General features: G+C 68.0%; 13 protein-coding genes and 1 riboswitch. Of the genes, 3 read left to right on the top strand and 10 right to left on the bottom strand.

Going from position 1 to position 12595, the window contains the following annotated elements:
* Position 1: 1 nt before the first annotated feature.
* Both ACODSU_RS14590 and ACODSU_RS14585 read right to left on the bottom strand, forming a co-directional pair.
* Positions 2 to 1327, bottom strand: coding sequence for a hemolysin family protein (locus tag ACODSU_RS14590; RefSeq protein ID WP_309828539.1), 1326 nt, complete (start codon positions 1325 to 1327; stop codon positions 2 to 4).
* A gap of 81 nt (positions 1328 to 1408) precedes the next feature.
* A complete protein-coding gene (locus tag ACODSU_RS14585; RefSeq protein ID WP_488842795.1) occupies positions 1409 to 2584 on the bottom strand; it encodes a rhodanese-like domain-containing protein in 1176 nt (391 codons plus the stop codon).
* A 220-nt stretch (positions 2585 to 2804) separates the two neighbouring features.
* Here ACODSU_RS14585 and sorT point away from each other — a divergent pair, with 220 nt between their 5' ends.
* Both sorT and sorU read left to right on the top strand, forming a co-directional pair.
* Entirely contained in the window at positions 2805 to 4019 is a 1215-nt protein-coding gene (sorT, locus tag ACODSU_RS14580; protein ID WP_488842794.1) for a SorT family sulfite dehydrogenase catalytic subunit, read from the top strand.
* Between the two features lies 1 nt (position 4020).
* A complete protein-coding gene (gene sorU / locus ACODSU_RS14575) occupies positions 4021 to 4359 on the top strand; it encodes a SorU family sulfite dehydrogenase c-type cytochrome subunit (RefSeq protein WP_209820530.1) in 339 nt (112 codons plus the stop codon).
* Between the two features lie 63 nt (positions 4360 to 4422).
* On the opposite strand, the gene ACODSU_RS14570 is transcribed toward sorU, so the two are convergent.
* Positions 4423 to 5739, bottom strand: a complete 1317-nt coding sequence (locus ACODSU_RS14570; RefSeq protein ID WP_488842793.1) for a D-amino acid dehydrogenase — start codon at positions 5737 to 5739, stop codon at positions 4423 to 4425.
* A gap of 95 nt (positions 5740 to 5834) precedes the next feature.
* Positions 5835 to 5946: riboswitch (glycine riboswitch) on the bottom strand.
* Between the two features lie 230 nt (positions 5947 to 6176).
* Between ACODSU_RS14570 and ACODSU_RS14565 the strand changes: the two genes are divergently transcribed.
* Positions 6177 to 6959, top strand: coding sequence for a 2-keto-4-pentenoate hydratase (locus ACODSU_RS14565; protein WP_110961809.1), 783 nt, complete (start codon positions 6177 to 6179; stop codon positions 6957 to 6959).
* A gap of 42 nt (positions 6960 to 7001) precedes the next feature.
* Here the strand turns inward: ACODSU_RS14565 and ACODSU_RS14560 are convergent, their stop codons facing one another.
* From ACODSU_RS14560 to ACODSU_RS14530, 7 genes are all read right to left on the bottom strand, one after another.
* On the bottom strand, positions 7002 to 7460 hold the full coding sequence (locus ACODSU_RS14560; RefSeq protein WP_488842792.1) for a YXWGXW repeat-containing protein: 459 nt from the start codon (positions 7458 to 7460) through the stop codon (positions 7002 to 7004).
* A 156-nt stretch (positions 7461 to 7616) separates the two neighbouring features.
* Positions 7617 to 8069, bottom strand: coding sequence for a YXWGXW repeat-containing protein (locus ACODSU_RS14555; protein ID WP_015015990.1), 453 nt, complete (start codon positions 8067 to 8069; stop codon positions 7617 to 7619).
* 203 nt (positions 8070 to 8272) lie between these two features.
* Positions 8273 to 8674 carry a hypothetical protein gene (locus ACODSU_RS14550; RefSeq protein WP_488842791.1) on the bottom strand — a complete coding sequence of 134 codons (402 nt, stop codon included), beginning with the start codon at positions 8672 to 8674 and terminating at the stop codon, positions 8273 to 8275.
* Positions 8671 to 10002 (bottom strand): ABC1 kinase family protein, encoded by a 1332-nt coding sequence (locus ACODSU_RS14545; protein WP_488842790.1) that lies wholly within the window; start codon positions 10000 to 10002, stop codon positions 8671 to 8673. The genes ACODSU_RS14550 and ACODSU_RS14545 overlap by 4 nt, the downstream gene beginning before the upstream one ends.
* Entirely contained in the window at positions 9989 to 10564 is a 576-nt protein-coding gene (locus tag ACODSU_RS14540; RefSeq protein ID WP_488842789.1) for a DUF2867 domain-containing protein, read from the bottom strand. The genes ACODSU_RS14545 and ACODSU_RS14540 overlap by 14 nt, the downstream gene beginning before the upstream one ends.
* Entirely contained in the window at positions 10561 to 11460 is a 900-nt protein-coding gene (locus ACODSU_RS14535) for a TetR/AcrR family transcriptional regulator (protein WP_488842788.1), read from the bottom strand. The genes ACODSU_RS14540 and ACODSU_RS14535 overlap by 4 nt, the downstream gene beginning before the upstream one ends.
* A 289-nt stretch (positions 11461 to 11749) precedes the next feature.
* Positions 11750 to 12481, bottom strand: a complete 732-nt coding sequence (locus ACODSU_RS14530; protein ID WP_099729114.1) for a helix-turn-helix domain-containing protein — start codon at positions 12479 to 12481, stop codon at positions 11750 to 11752.
* Between the last annotated feature and the right edge of the window lie 114 nt (positions 12482 to 12595).

The raw sequence follows: 12595 nt of genomic DNA, 5'->3' as shown, positions 1-12595 counted from the left end.
GTCAGCCCGCGCCGTTCTCGTCGGACTCGGCTTTTTCCTCGGGCGTCAGCCGCGTGGCCAGGATCTTGTCGATGGTCTTGCCATCCATGTCCACCACTTCCAGCTTCCAGTCCTCCCACTGCACCGTGTCGGTCACCTTGGGCAGGCGGCCGGTCAGCAGCATGATCATGCCGCTGAGCGTGTGGTAGCGGCCGCGTTCTTCTTCGGGCACGGCGTCCAGGTTCAGGCGGTCTTTCAGCTCGGGCACGGGGATGTGGCCGTCCAGCAGCCAGCTGCCATCCTCACGTTGCAGCGCCCACGAGGTTTCGGGGTCGCGCGGCTGGAACTCGCCGGTGATGGCTTCGATCAGGTCCTGCAGCGTGACGATGCCCTGCACCTCGCCGTATTCGTCGATCACAAAGGCCATGTGCACGTCCGACAGGCGGAAGTTGTCCAGCAGCTCCATGCCCGTGATGGTTTCGGGCACATACAGCGCCGTCTGCAACGGCTGGTCGGCCAGGCCGCCGCGCGCCTTGTCGCGCAGCGTGCGCGACAACCATTGGCGCGCATTGATCACGCCCAGGATGTTGTCCATGCCACCGCGCACCACCGGGAAGCGTGCGTGGTCGGACTCTTCGATGCACTTCAGGTTTTCTTCAAACGGAGCATCGATGTCCAGGCACACCACATCGCCACGCGGCACCATCAGCGAGCCGATCTGGCGGTCGTCCAGGCGGAACACGTTGCGCACCATGGTGTGCTCGTGCGACTCGATCACACCGGCCGTCGTGCCTTCGACCAGCATGGCGTGGATCTCTTCTTCGGTCACTGGGCTGCCGCTGGTTTCCTTCACGCCCAGCAGGCGCAGCAGGGTGCGAGTGGACGTGGACAGCAGCAGCACAAACGGCTTGGTGGCCAGTGCCAGAAAGTTGATGGGCCGCGCTACCAAGCGGGCAAAGGTTTCGGGGTACGACTGACCGATGCGCTTGGGCACCAGCTCGCCCACCACGATGGAGAAGTACGTGATCAGCACCACCACCAGCCCGGTGGCCGCGTAGCCACCGTAGGGCAGCGGCACGCCCAGGCGCTCCAGCCACGATGCCAGCGGCGCTGCCAGGGCAGCCTCGCCCACGATACCGTTCAGCACGCCGATGGACGTGATGCCGATCTGGATGGTGGAGAGGAAGCGCGTGGGGTCTTCGCCCAGCTTCACGGCAGCGGCGGCACCGCTATCGCCCTCATCAATCAGCTTTTGCAACCGCACCTTGCGGGCCGTGACCAGAGCGATCTCTGACATGGCAAACAGGCCGTTGAGGAAGATGAGGGCGAACAGTATTGCTATTTCCATACAAAGGGCGCCTTACGCGCCCTTGGGTGTTGATAAGCAACCCATTGTAAGGACTGGGGCCCGGAGGCCCCGCGCAGGTTCCTAACCACCCTCTGTGGGCAAGCCGGTCTCGTCCCATTCAGGCAGCCCCCCGCGCAGCCAGTACACCGACTGGAATCCCTTGGTGGTGGCCACTTTGGCGGCCTTGTAGGACTTCCAGCACTCGGCGCCATTGCACGCAAAAATCACCGGCTTGGCCTTGTCCAGCCCTGGCAGCTTGTCCAGCGCCTGGAAGTCGTCCTGCGCCGCATTGAAGGCCACGTCCTTCAGGCTCTTTTCCACGTAGGCCGCAAACACGGCGCCACGGATGCGCTTGGTCTTGAATTCCTTTTCGGTGCGCGTGTCCACCAGGGTGGCGCCTTGTGCCAGCAGGGTCTGCGCTTCGCGCGCGGTGATGCGGTTCACGCCAGGCAGGCTGGTGGGGGTGAACAGCCCCAGTTCGGCCACGCGGCGGTATTCCATAGCCTCCGGGCGCACCGAGACCAGCGGCAGGCCGCTGGCCGAGGACGATGTGCTGAACCACTGGGCCAGCTTGCTGCGTGCATCCGCAGGCAGGTCTTTCTTGACCACGATGGAGAACCCGCCCGGTACGGGCTGCGACGTAGCCAGCACCCGCGCGATGCCGGGGTGCGCCGCCGACCATTCGGCCCAGTCGTCCTCGCGCACCACGGTGGCGTCGGCCGCGCCCAGGGTCAGGGCCGTGAGGCCCGCCTGGGGGAATTTTTCGTACTGCACCGCCCGCAGGTCCTGGAACGACAACCCCGCCTCGTTCAGCATGCCGCGCGCCATGTAGGTGTAGACCGAGTCCTGCTGGGGCAGGTACAGCCGCCGGCCTTTCATGGCGGGCACGGTGGCGATGGGCTGCAGCCCGACCAGCAGGTACTTGTCCGATTTGTGCGTGGCGCCCACCAGTTCGTAGCCGCGTTGCAGTGCAGATGCCGCCACCTGGGCTGGCGCAATGAAGATGTCATAGCCCGCGCTGCGGGTGGCGCGCATCACGTCGGCCAGGTCGTCGCTAGTGGTCAGCGCTACAGGCTGGCCCGCCGCCTTCGACAAGCCCGACTCGGCCGAGGTGCGCAGGATGGAGTGCGCGGCCTTGCGGGCCGTGGGCTCCACGACCACGATGGCCGTCAGCTGGGCCAGCGCGTTGCTGCAACCCAGGCCCCAGAGCAGGAGCAGCCCAATGGGTCGCCAGGATCGTTTTCTGATGATGTTCATAGCGCTTTTCCTCTCCCCACAACAAAGCGCGAATATGCCCACGGCCTCCGCACCTGCGTACGAATGTTTCCGATGTTTTGTTTTTGTTACTTCTGCTAACGACGCCGCACGTGCGGTGCGAAGTGCTGCCGCACAGAATGCGGGCTGGCCCGACGCCCTGCGCTTGCGAGGGGAATCGGGGGCGAAAGGTTTTGTTCACCCACTCTTTGGAGACGTTCGCATGAAAGATTCGATGACCCTGCCGCGCCGCCACATGCTGGCCGGAAGTGCTGCCGCCCTGAGCGCGCTGGGCCTGGCCGGATGGACGGGCAGTGCGCGCGCCCAGCAGGCCGCCGCCCCCGCAGCCAAGCCGCTGCCCGCCTATGCAGGGTGGAAGTCGCCGGATGCGCTGATCGTGCACAGCAGCAGCACCCTGGAAACGCGGCGCTCCGCGTTCGGCACCAGCGTCATCACGCCGTCCAACCAGCTGTACGTGCGCAACAACCTGCCCGCGCCCGACGCGGCCATCCTGGACAACCGCGACGCGTGGACGGTGTCCATCGAAGGGGTCAAAAGCCCGCGCAGCCTGACCCTGGCCGAGCTCAAGACGCTGGGCGTGGAGACCGTGGCCACCGTGTTGCAGTGCTCGGGCAACGGCCGGGGCTTTTTCCCCAGCAAGCCCAGTGGCACCCCCTGGTCGGTGGGTGCTGCAGGCTGTGTGGTCTGGAGCGGTGTGCCGCTGCGCAACGTGGTGGCGGCCCTCGGCGGGCTGGCCGATGGCGCGACCTACCTGACCGGCACAGGCGGCGAGAAGCTGCCCGAGGGGGTGGACCCGCTGTCGGTGCTGGTGGAGCGCTCGGTGCCCGTGAAGGCGATGGACGATGCGCTGCTGGCCTGGGAGATGAATGGCGAGCCGCTGTCGCTGGCACATGGCGGCCCGCTGCGACTGGTGGTGCCCGGCTACCAGGGCGTGAACAACATCAAGTACGTCAAGCGCGTGGCCTTCACCAGCGCGCAGTCGCAGGCCCGCATCATGTCGCATGGCTACCGCATGTCGCCGCCCGGCAGCAAGGCCAGCCCCGACCAGCCTTCGGTGTGGGAGATGGGCGTGAAGTCCTGGATCAACGGCCCCTTGGCCGACAAGGGCCCCCTCAAGCCCGGCCAGGTGCAGGTGCATGGCGTGGCCTTTGGCGGCACGCGCGGAATCAAGGGCGTGGAGGTGTCGGCCGACGGCGGCAAGACCTGGCAGGCGGCCAAGCTCATCGGCCCCGACCTGGGCCCCTTTGCCTGGCGGCAGTTTGCGCTGCCCGTGCGCCTGGAGGCGGGCACCCATGTGTTGGCCAGCCGCGCCACCGACACGGCAGGCAATGTGCAGGCCGAGCAGCGCGAGGAAAACCTGGGCGGCTACAACAACGCCAGCTGGCGCGACCACGCCGTCACCGTGACCGTGGCCTGAGATGGGTGGGAGCAACGGAGCGCGTCGCCTTGCCGCGGCGCTGTGGGCAGCTGGCGCCTGTGCGTCGGCTGCGGCCGCCGACCCGGCCGAACTGGCGCGCGGCAAGGAGCTGTTCACCAAGATCCAGCCCGCCTGCGCCGTGTGCCACACGCTGCAGGCTGCGGGTGCTGAAGGTCAGGTCGGACCGGTGCTGGATGAGTTGAAGCCCGACGCGGGCCGCGTGTTGCGCGCGCTCAAGGCGGGCATCGGTGTAATGCCCTCGTATGCCGAGCGCATGAGCGAGAAGGACATGTTGGCCGTGGCGCAGTTTGTGGCGCACGCCACGGGCGCGGCCAAGTAGGCGCAGCCTTTCGCACCGGTTGCAGCGTGGCCTCGCTGCAACCGCCTGCAACCGCGCGCTGCCTCAGGCCGCCGTGCGCGACGGCACCAGCGCCGCCCCGGCTGCGCGCCCTTGCAGCCCCTGGAACGCAAAGTCCACCTCGGGCACGCGGCCACTCACGATGTCGGCCAGCGCCTTGCCCGAGCCGCAGGCGTGCGTCCAGCCCAGCGTGCCGTGGCCGGTGTTGAGGAACAAATTGCCCACTTTGGTCTTGCCGATCAGCGGCACGTTGCTGGGCGTGGCGGGGCGCAGGCCGCTCCAGAACTGCGCCTGGGTGGTGTCGCCGGCGCCGGGGAAGAGCTGCTCCACCCGCCGCACGATGGCCTCGCAGCGCACCTGGTTCAGGTGGCGGTCGTAGCCATTCAATTCCGCCGTGCCCGCAATGCGCAGGCGGTCGCCCCGCTCGCTGGTGTAGCGTGAGAACACGAGCTTGAACTCGTCGTCCGTCAGGCTCACCTGGTGTGCCTTGCTGGCGTCCTTGACCGGCATCGTCACCGAGTAGCCCTTGGCCGGGTAGATGGGCAGCTGGATGCCCAGCGGCTGCGCCAGCAGCGGGCTGAACGAGCCCATGGCCAGCACAAACGCATCGCCGCGCACGCGCTCGAAGCGGCCTTCGGCATTGGTCACTTCGACATGGTCGATACGGCCGCCCACCTCGCGCAGTGCGGTGATGTGGTGGCCCATGCGGAACTGCACGCCCGCCGCCTCGCACAGCTTGGCCAGCTCGCGCGTGAACTGGTTGGCGTCGCCGGATTCATCTTCGGCCGTGTAGGTGGCGCCTGCGAGCTGCGGGCGGATGTGGGCCAGCGCGGGCTCGATGCGCACGGCCTCGTCAGCACTGATCACCTGGCGCTCGCAGCCCAGCGCGCGCATCTGCTCGGCCGGGGCCAGCGCGCCGTCGAATTCTTTTTGGTTGGTATAGAAGTGCAGGATGCCCTGTGTGCGCTGGTCGTACTGGATGCCAGTGGCCGCGCGCAGCTGCTGCAGCGTGTCGCGGCTGTAGGTGCCCAGGCGCACGATCTGTTCGATGTTGTGGCGCGTGCGTGCGGGCGTGCAGTTGCGCAGGAAGGACAGGCCCCACAGCCACTGGCGCATGTCGGCGCGCAGGCGGAAGAGCAAGGGCGCATCTTCCTTGCCCAGCCATTGCAGCACCTTGAGCGGCGCATTGGGGTTGGCCCAGGGCTCGGCGTGGCTCACCGAGATCTGGCCGCCGTTGGCAAAGCTGGTTTCGGCGCCGGGCGTGCCCTGGCGGTCGATGACGGTCACTTCGTGACCCAGTTGCGAGAGGAAATAAGCCGAAGTCACGCCGAGCAAGCCGGCGCCCAAAACGATCACGCGCATGATTTTCAAAGCCTTTCTGGGCTCTGGCGCTAGAAAAACATGCGCTGGCAGCTATGAATTCAATAGCGTGCAGCTGGCGCATGAATGCCCTAGCTGCCGCTCCCCCTGTCCTTGGTACCTGAGAGATTCACCGCTACCCACCCGGGCTGCGGCTTGCTCCTTCGGTGCGCTTCGCGTTGCGCGAGGCGGCTCTCCAGACGGCTTTGATGAATGGTGCAGTACGGGACCTGAGCGTGTATGGGAGTTTGCGCCTTCGGTGCAGCGGTGGCCTGTGCCTGCCGTGCTCTCCTGCGAGGCCGATTCTAGGGGGCAAGCCTGTGCGCCGGATCAACTCCGGCGGCTAATGGGGCGCAATCGTTGCTGATGCAGCGGGGCGGGGCCGATGGGGGAAGGTGCCGATAATCCCGCCGACCCCTTGCACCACGGAGAGTTTTGTCATGTCCCCCACCGCTTTGGACCCTGCCGCCAGCGCCGCCGTCATCACCCAGGCCCGGGAAGTGCGCACGCCCCGCCCGTTGGACTTTCCCGCAGGGCTGCGCCCGCGGGATGCCTCCGAGGCCTATGCCGTGCAAGACGCGGTGGTGCGTGCACGCGGGCACATCGCTGGCTGGAAGGTCGGGGCTGCGTCGCCCCAGGCGCAACCGGCACGCGCTGCACTCACCCGCGATTCGGTGTGGGTGGCTGCAGCGGGCGAGCCCGTGTTGCTGGCTGCATCTGGTTTTGCCGTGATGGGGGTGGAGGCGGAATGGGTCTACGAACTGGGGGCCGACCTGCCCGCCCGCGCCACCCCCTACAGCGCCGCCGAAGTGCTGGCGGCCGTGGCGTCGGTGCGGGCCGCCATCGAGGTGTGCGACACGCGCTTTGCTGCCTGGGCGCAGCAGGGCGAGTGGAGCCGCCTGGCCGACCAGGCATGCCACGGAGCGCTGATTGTGGGGACTGGCACCGACGAAGTGGCCACCGCACAGCCCCTGGCGCAAGCGGTGACTTTGTCGGTAAACGGGGCCGTGGCCGTGCAACATGCCACCTGGGGCAACCCGGCGGGCGACCCGCTGCGCCTGCTGGTGTGGCTGGCCAACGAAGGCGCGCGCAGCCTGGGTGGACTGCGCGCGGGGCACTGGGTCACCACCGGGTCATGCACCGGCACCGTGCTGGTGGCGCCGGGGGCCGAGGTGGTGGCCGACTTTCCCGGGCTGGGGCAGGCGGTGTTGCACCTGCCATAAAGGCACAGGGCCTGGCGCCCTGGCTAGCCAGCGGAGCGTCGATCAGTTGCGGCGTGGGTTGTCCGGCTGGTGGTCGCGGCGGTTGGGCACGCCGTCGCCGTCACGGTCGCGGTCATTGCGGTTGGCAATGCCGTCGCCATCGCGGTCCCAACCGCCCCGGTGCAGCTCCCAGCGCCCGTCGCGCTGCTCCCACTGGGGGGTGCGATAGCGGTAGCCTGGCCGCACCTTTTCAAAGTGGCCTGCCACCCATACATGGCGGTGGCCCCGCCAGTCCCAGTAGCCAGGCACCCACACCTGTCCCTTGCGGGCGTGTGGAACGGCTTCGCGGCGGGGTGGCGGGGGTGCCGGAATGACGATGCCCTGCTGCGGGCCCGACTGCACGATGACAGTGGCTTGCGTGGCGGCCTGTGCCGGTGTGATGGCCCCTGTCAGCGCCGTCAGCGTTGTCACGGACAGGGCCGCTGCGGTGAAGGTGTTGCGCAAGAAAGTGGCGTGGGTCATGGTGAACTCCTTGTCGTGTCTGGCCGACCGCAGGCACTGCCTGCGTCGGGCCGGGTGTTGCGTCTGTGGCCTCATCGTGGCCGGTGGGTGGTGGGGCGTCTGTCAGCCGGGCTGCCCATTGCATGTCGGCCCGCGCAGCGGTCCCACCAAGGGGGATCAGCGGCGGTACGGGTTGTCCGGGCGCTGGTCGTAGCGGTTGGGCACGCCGTCTCCGTCACGGTCCCGGTCGCGGCGGTTGGGGATGCCATCGCCATCACGGTCCCAGCCGCCGGGCTGCATGTTCCAGCGACCGCCATGTTCTACCCAGCGGGGCTCGCGGTAGTGGTAGCCGGGGCGGGCCTTCACCCAGTAGCCCTGCATCCACACGTGGCGGTGGCCACGCCATTCCCAGTGGCCGGGCACCCACACCATGCCGCGGCGCGGGTGCGGCGCCACCTCGTAGCGGGGTGGGGGCGGCGCCTGGTACTGCACGCGCACCGGGGCGGGTTGCTGGTAGACAGGCGTACCTGCCTGGATGACAACGGTGGCGCTGGTCTGCGCCTGCGCCGCGCTCGCGGCGCCCAGCGACAGCAGGGCGATGGACACAGCGGCAAGTGCTTTGCGGGCCATAAGGTTCTCCTCAGATGTGATTCCTTGCGGAACCGGAGACTTCATGGTGCGCACGCTGCGTCAAGCCGGTGTAGTCCCATTGCGAAGCTTTGTGAAGTTGTGTTGCCGACTTCGGAGGCAAACGGTTGCCGTGTGATTTTTGTCACGCCTGCTCAGGCGTCCGGCGTCGGCGTCCCCCATCCATCCGCCCGCGATGGCTTGCTTCAGCGCCACCACACCAGCGTCGCAATCACCAGCAACGCGCACCACGCCGGGTGTCTGCCGTGCGTGGCAAAGAACACCAGCATGCCACTGGCCAGGGTGGCAATGCCCACGGCGTCGGCGGCCCAGGCGCCCAGGGCCGCGTCCCAAGGCGCGGTGCCCAGGCGCCAGAGCAGGGCGCTCAACGCCCAGCTCAGCACCGAGGCCACATGCCAGGTGCCCCACAGGATGCGCAGGTGCGGGGTATGCAGCACCTGCCGCGCAGTGCCGGACTCCAGGCGCCCCGCCGTTTGGTGCCCCTGCGTGCGCAGGCTGCGAAACAGCAGAAGCTCCCCCAGCACCGAATGGGCCACACCCACCAGGGCCAGCCCGGCTGCCGCCAGGGTCAGCGCCGTGTTGGTCATGGGTGAATGGCCAGCGCCCCGTGGGCCCGGGTGTGCACGCGGGCACCCAGCCGCGTCAGCAGGTGCATCAGCCCCATCCACATGCGTTCGAACGCGGGCATCTCGCCGGGGATCTGGGCGAGGTGCTGGCCCAGCACGCGCTGGTGCTGGCCGGGGGTGATGGGCGGCGGTGTCTTGGTGCCAAAGTCAAACACCGGCTGGGTGAAGGGCTCCATCTGCCAGGCCTGCATCTCGGCCAGTGCGGGGGCGAGTTCGCTGGTGTAGGCCTGCACGGTCAGGTCCTTGCGCAAGAGCCCCAGCGCCTGGTAGGCCTGCAGCACCTGCGCGTTGTGCGCGGGGTCGGCGGGAGCGCGCAGCAGGGCCGACCACGCCTGCACCACCTGCGCTCGGAATGCGCTGGGCAGGGCACGCGTGCAGCCAAAGTCGAGCACGCCCACCGTGCCATCGGGCGCGAACAGAAAGTTGCCCGGGTGCGGGTCGGCATGCACCCGCCCCAGCACAAAAATGCAGTGCATGAACCAGTCCCACAGGTGCTGCCCGGCCTGGTCGCGCAGTGCCTGCGGTGGCTGTGTGGCCAGCCAGGCTTGCAACGGCAGCCCGGGCACAAACTGCTGCGTGAGCACCTGGGCGCGCGTGTGCGAGAGGATGGGCTGCGCCATCACCACGCCCGGCTGCGCGGCGTGCTGGGCAAACCATTGCAGCTGTTCGGCCTCTTGCATGTAGTCCACCTCGCGCAGCAGGGTGGCCTCGATCTCGGTCATCACGCTGTCCAGCACGGCATCGGTGGGCAGCGGCATGTCGGTGTGGGCCAGGGCGCGCAGCGCGGCGCGCATCAGCTGCATGTCGCTGGCAATGGTGGCGGCAATGCCGGGGTACTGCACCTTGACAGCCACCGTGCCGTGGCCGGCCAGCTGTGCGCGGTGCACCTGGCCCAGGCTGGCGGCGGCAAACGCGGTGGGCTCGAACTGGTCAAACAGCGCCTCCGGCTCCTGCCCGAAGGCCTGGCGGAACACGCGGCCCACCAGCGCGCGGTTGAGCGGCGGGGCCTGGTGGTGGGCGCGTGCCAGTTCGCTGCGCACGCCGTCGGGCAGCAGGCCCGGGTGCATGCTGAGCAACTGCGACACCTTGAGCGCCGAGCCCCGCAGCTGCCCCAGCGCGCCAAACAAAATGCGGCCCAGCGCGGCCTCGTGCTCGGCCTGTGCCTGGGCCGAGCGCTTGCGCGTGCGGTGTCCCAGCTCCGCCATGCCGATGCGCGCTGCCGCCAGCCCCGTGATGGCACTGCGGGCCAGCTTGCCGGTGCGGGGTGCTTCCGCCTCAGTTTTGGCCATGGTCTGCCAGGCGCTGCGCCGTGCCGCGCGCTATGACACGGTGGATGGGCGTGATCACCGCCATGTAGGCATGGCCGAGTGTGTTGTGGATGTGCACCACCGTGCTCAGCACCACGCGGGGCGTGGCGCCAGGGGCGGCGGGCTGTTTGCAGATGGACACCTGCACGTCCAGGTGCTTGTCGTCCTGGCCCATCACCACTTCGGTGTCGCTCAGGTGCCGGATGTGGAAGATGCCGACGCGGTCGCCCACGCGGTAGCTGCGCGCGTCGCGCAGGGATCGGCCGCTGGCAGGCGGGTGGCCGTCGTCCAGCTGGCCCAGGTCCTTCAGGCCCACCAGACGGACGGCCTTGTTGCGCACGAACATGAGGGCGCGCGTCCACGCCGGGGTGCGGGCCGCCACGTCCAGCCACGACTGCAGGGCTGAGCGCGCGGGGTGCCGGTCGGCCACTTCGTAGGCATCAAAAAAATCGGCCCCGGGCAGCGTGGCGTGGATGGCCGTGCCGGGCGGCACCTGGGTTGCGCGCGCGGTGGTGGGGGCGGTGAGGGCAGAGGACGCATTCATGGGGCGCTCTTTCTTTTGCGGGGCGTGGCGGGGCGCGGGGCGGTGGGGGCCTCCGTGAGGCCGGTGGCCGCCCGGGGTTTGCGGAGTGCACGCGCAGGCTGCGCAGTTTTGGGGGCGAGGCCTTCGGCCGCTGCCTTACCGGCAGGGGGTTGCGATGCCCTTGCTGCGGGCGCGCTGGCCATGGCCTGCTGGGCCATGTGCAGCATGCCCATCAGGCCGCTGCCGTGTTGCACCATGCGGGCCATCTGGCTGCGCAGCACAAAGCCACCCAGTTGCAGCACGCGGTTGACCAGCCCGCCGCGCAGCGCCTGCACCAGCACACCCAGCGACAGGTCCACCAGCTGCGTGGTGTCGGCAAATTCGTCGGAGGTGTCCGCCAGCCAGTAGCTCACCACACCCGCCAGGTAGTCGGTGTAGAGGCTGCCCGCCAGGCCCTTGAAGTCGCAGGGCTCGATCTCGCTGCTGGCCTCGGCGGCTTCCAGAAAGCCCGCCACCGCATCGCGCAGGCTTTGGCGCGCGGCCAGCGGCTCGGCCAGCATCGACAGCGGTGAGCGCCGCGCCAGGCCGCGCACCTGGGCCACAAACTCGCGGTCGGCCAGCAGGCGCTCCAGTACGGCATCGGTCAGGCGCTGCAGCTTTTCTTGCAGGCCGTAGCCCGCAAAGCCCGGCGTCTGCAGCGTGTCGGCCAGCGCCTGGTGGGCCACGTCGTCCAGGTAGCCCAGCACGATGCGGTCCTTGGTCGGAAAGTATTTGTAGATCGTGGCGTCGCCAATGCCGGCGGCCCGCGCGATGTCTTTCATCGTCGTGCCGTCAAAGCCCTGGCGGGTCATGAGATCCACCGCGCTGGCCACGATCTGGCGGCGCGTGGCGTCTTGCTGCTGGCGGGTGGTTTTCATTTGACTATTCTTAAATTGACTGAATTTGCAATTTAAAGAATAGTTATTTCTGTTTGTGGCGTCAAGCCACCTCTTGGCAGGCGCAAGCAGGGGTCTTGAGGTGTTTTTAGCCTCAAGCGAGGGTATTTCATGCGCCGATAGCTATCAAAAGGATAGTGATTAGAGGCTGGTTCATGACCCTGCGGCCAGTCCCCGCACCTGTGAGGCGCCCGCTGCGCTCAACCAAGGGCAGAAGTTGGCTGGCAGCGACGGCTGCCGCTTGCAGCGGCCCGCGAAATCGACGGGCGGGTCACCGCCGCATGCTGGCAAACGCCTCGAACTCCCAGCTGCGCATGGCCAGCAGCAGGGTGTAGCCCTCGCGCTCGCGGTCGGGCAGCTTCTGGTCGGCCAGGTGCTGCTGGGCAAAGTCCTGCGCCACGCGCTGCATGCGCTCCATGAAGGCGGGCGCCAGGCTGCGGCTGATGTTGCCGTGCACCAGCAGCACGCCTTCGCCCAGTCCGTCAAAGCCGCCCGCAAAGTAGTCCAGCAGCGCATGGTCGCGGAAGTAGTTCATCACCGGGCCATGTGGGCGCCAGCGGAAGGTCTTGGCCAGCTTGAGGCGGTAGCGGTTGAGCGGCCGCAGCTCGATGATGCCGATGCGGTCCAGCTGCGCCAGGTACTTGATGCCCTCGGCCTCGGTCAGGCGGTAGTAGCCCGTCACCTGCTCCAGCGTCCACTGGCTCAGCACACAGATCGCCATCAGCAGCAGCTTCTTGTCTGCCACCACGGCCTTTTCCTGCTCGTGGGTCAGCTCTTTCAGCAAGGGCTGCTCGTCGGCCACGCGCCGCGCCAGATCGGCAAAGTCCAGCGCCAGCGCGCGGCAGATCGCGTCGATGCGCGACAGCGGCATGTCGCCCTTGGCCAGCATGCGCTTGACGCTGGACTCGGCCATGCCGAGCGCCTGCGCCAGATCGGCGTAGGTCATCTGCGCGGTCTTGAGTTCTTTTTTGAGGGCGGTGACGAGGTCGGCGGTCGTGCTCATGGTGAGGGGGCTCCTGGGTATCAATTATCAATACCCGAAGGTGCGTGGGTAGCCCCTTGCGCGACTTTTTAAGGCCGCCGATGGCGCGGCTGCCCACACTGCGCGGCATCGTTC

The sequence above is a fragment of the Acidovorax sp. FG48 genome (assembly GCF_057809085.1).
The sequence above is the reverse complement of the archived record's forward strand: the minus strand, read 5'-3'. Positions and strand labels throughout refer to the sequence as shown.

Bases quoted from the DNA above. Each gene is read 5' to 3' on its own strand.
- ACODSU_RS14585 (WP_488842795.1), bottom strand. From the start codon at position 2,584: ATGAACATCATCAGAAAACGATCCTGGCGACCCATTGGGCTGCTCCTG.
- ACODSU_RS14530 (WP_099729114.1), bottom strand. From the start codon at position 12,481: ATGAGCACGACCGCCGACCTCGTCACCGCCCTCAAAAAAGAACTCAAG.
- ACODSU_RS14555 (WP_015015990.1), bottom strand. From the start codon at position 8,069: ATGGCCCGCAAAGCACTTGCCGCTGTGTCCATCGCCCTGCTGTCGCTG.
- sorU (WP_209820530.1), top strand. From the start codon at position 4,021: ATGGGTGGGAGCAACGGAGCGCGTCGCCTTGCCGCGGCGCTGTGGGCA.
- ACODSU_RS14565 (WP_110961809.1), top strand. From the start codon at position 6,177: ATGTCCCCCACCGCTTTGGACCCTGCCGCCAGCGCCGCCGTCATCACC.
- ACODSU_RS14560 (WP_488842792.1), bottom strand. From the start codon at position 7,460: ATGACCCACGCCACTTTCTTGCGCAACACCTTCACCGCAGCGGCCCTG.
- sorT (WP_488842794.1), top strand. From the start codon at position 2,805: ATGAAAGATTCGATGACCCTGCCGCGCCGCCACATGCTGGCCGGAAGT.
- ACODSU_RS14540 (WP_488842789.1), bottom strand. From the start codon at position 10,564: ATGAATGCGTCCTCTGCCCTCACCGCCCCCACCACCGCGCGCGCAACC.
- ACODSU_RS14550 (WP_488842791.1), bottom strand. From the start codon at position 8,674: ATGACCAACACGGCGCTGACCCTGGCGGCAGCCGGGCTGGCCCTGGTG.
- ACODSU_RS14545 (WP_488842790.1), bottom strand. From the start codon at position 10,002: ATGGCCAAAACTGAGGCGGAAGCACCCCGCACCGGCAAGCTGGCCCGC.
- ACODSU_RS14535 (WP_488842788.1), bottom strand. From the start codon at position 11,460: ATGAAAACCACCCGCCAGCAGCAAGACGCCACGCGCCGCCAGATCGTG.
- ACODSU_RS14590 (WP_309828539.1), bottom strand. From the start codon at position 1,327: ATGGAAATAGCAATACTGTTCGCCCTCATCTTCCTCAACGGCCTGTTT.
- ACODSU_RS14570 (WP_488842793.1), bottom strand. From the start codon at position 5,739: ATGCGCGTGATCGTTTTGGGCGCCGGCTTGCTCGGCGTGACTTCGGCT.